Origin of the sequence: Mycobacterium sp., assembly GCF_050701515.1 — a bacterium.
Lineage (GTDB): Bacteria > Actinomycetota > Actinomycetes > Mycobacteriales > Mycobacteriaceae > Mycobacterium.
This window is the reverse complement of the sequence record NZ_JBOGDB010000033.1, coordinates 1-2,157: the sequence shown is the minus strand read 5'-3', so window position 1 is coordinate 2,157 and position 2,157 is coordinate 1. Positions and strand designations below refer to the sequence as shown.

Here is a 2,157-nt window from a genome sequence, read left to right as displayed (position 1 = left end):
ACAATCCGCGACCCGCCGCAACGCCAAATTCGACCGCGTAGATCTTGTCGATAGCAAGCTCCTTCGCGAAGTCCGCCGCCTTCAAGATACCGAACGCGCTGTGCCGCGGCCTGATCAGATCAAATTCTACCTTCGCTCGGTAACCACCCAATAGGTACACAGCCACAGAGATCAGATTGAGATGCATAGGTTCGGACAGCCGGTCCGCAAGATTTTGCTTCCAGAACGTGGTGGATGCCAGTCGACTAAGCATCTCTGCTTTCCGTTTGCTCGTCCATGAGGTGTGACCCGCCCGGTCCGGCGCGATCAGGTGCGGCAGGGCCTGGCATCAGCGTGGCTCCGCCCTCGGTGCCGCCGAACCGGGCGAGGCCGACGAGGGATCCGATGTTAACGAGTATCCTGCCCTTGAACCGCAGGATGGTCCAAAGACAGGTCATCGCGGCGCCGACCCGGCCGAGCGCGAGCTCATGGCGCGCGAGACGGCCAACCGCGTGCGCGAAGTAGCGATGCGCGAAGCGCTGACCCTCGCGTTCGCCAATCCAAACCTCCCAAACGGGCTGCCATTTGTCGATGAAAGCCCGCACGCCGACGATGCGGCGCGGCGTATCGGTGGTCATCTGGAGTCGCCGCCCCGACGCATAGGTCACGACCAGGGCGTCGCGCAGGGTGAGAGCATGGCCGCCGCTCGCGGCCAGGCTCATCCACAAGTCGTGGTCGATCGAGGACGGCAGCGCCTCGTCGAAGCCACCGAGCGCACGCAACGTCTCGGTTCGGAACAGGTAACTGGAAGGCAACGTACGCAGGCGTCGCCGGGCGACGATCGAGGCGCGCAGGTCGCCTTCGTTGAGCTGCTCGATCACGCGGACGGTGCGGCGCGCCGGGTCGTGCACCTCGACAGCGCAGCCGACGACCGCGATCTTGGGGCGGTGCTCCGGCGCGAGCGCGCGCAGCCGGTCGACCTGCCGAGCGAAGCGCTCGGGTTTCCACTCGTCGTCGTCGTCCAGATAGGCAATGTACTCGCCGGCGGCCGCGGCCAGGCCAGTATTGCGGGCCGCCGCGAGACCGCGGTTGCGGTCGTGCCGGAGATACCGCACGCCACCATAGCCTTCGACCGAGAGCCACTGCGGCAGACCGCTTTCGGAGCCATCTTCGACCACGATCACCTCGAGCGGCGCATAGCTTTGGGTACAGGCGCTGCGAATCGCCTGGCGCACCTGCGCCGAACGCTGGTAGGTCGTGATCACGGCGGTGATGGTCGGCTGCCAAAGCCCGTCGGCAGCGGACAACGCGGGCGGGTCGCTCAATGCCTATCGCACCTCGGCTCTGATCAGGGCGATGTCCGGATCGACCGGCTGCCGCGCCCCGACAGACCTTTCAGCCTACGCAGCAGCGACGCCTTGACGGCGCGCAGCACCGGCCGCCAGGCCCCGGGGTAGAGCGGCTGACTGCTGAGGCCGCGCCAGAACCACGCCTGTGCCTCGCGCCACTCGCCGAGCAGGCTGTGGTGGAAGCCGATCGAGCCATAGATCGCCGCCCGTTGGCGCGGGTACCGCTCCAGCTCGCGCTCGAACTTTCGCAGCTTGGCGCGATCGGCGGCCAGCGCGTTGGCGACTCCCTTGCGGTCGTAATCGGTGATCCGGGCAAGACCGTGCCCGACGTCGACGTGGACCAGGACCTCGGGAACGTAGCGAATCTCGTGATCGAGGGCGACGCGCCGGATGAAGTCGCCGTCGTTGCCGCGCGGCAGGTCGGCATCGAAGCCGCCGACCGTCTCCGCCACGGATCTCGGGACCAGAAGCGTCGAGCTGTTGCCGAGCGGTTGCCGCTCCAGAAGGTGCTCGAAGATCCGGCCCTCCAGCTTCGGGCTGCGTCCGGACACGACCTTCTCGCCGATGCGGTAGTCGAACCAGCAGTACACCAGGCCGACCGACGACGGGCTGGCGTCCAGCAGAGCCATCTGCTTCTCGAGCTTGCCCGGCAGCCAATAGTCGTCGTCGTCGAGAAAGGCGACGTAGCGGCCCCGGGCGGTCGCAAGTCCTGTGTTCCGGGCCGCCGAGGCGCCCCGGGGGCGATCGTGCCGGAGCCAGCGCAGGCGCTCGTCAGCGCGCGAGAGTCGATCGAGCAGGCGCTCCGTCGGCGGCGACGACGCGTCGTCCA

At 67.4% G+C, this 2,157-nt stretch carries 3 protein-coding genes; all 3 read right to left on the bottom strand.

The features are described 5' to 3' along the window. Window positions 1-253, bottom strand: a 253-nt coding sequence (locus ACRDU5_RS02800) for a hypothetical protein (RefSeq protein WP_526612692.1), incomplete at its 3' end; no start/stop codon positions are given. Continuing rightward, window positions 246-1,304, bottom strand: a complete 1,059-nt coding sequence (locus ACRDU5_RS02795) for a glycosyltransferase family 2 protein (protein WP_526612691.1) — start codon at window positions 1,302-1,304, stop codon at window positions 246-248. The genes ACRDU5_RS02795 and ACRDU5_RS02800, both read right to left, overlap by 8 nt. Window positions 1,305-1,327: 23 nt before the next feature. Then, window positions 1,328-2,157 (bottom strand): glycosyltransferase family 2 protein (locus ACRDU5_RS02790; protein ID WP_526612690.1); only part of this gene is annotated, 830 nt, incomplete at its 5' end.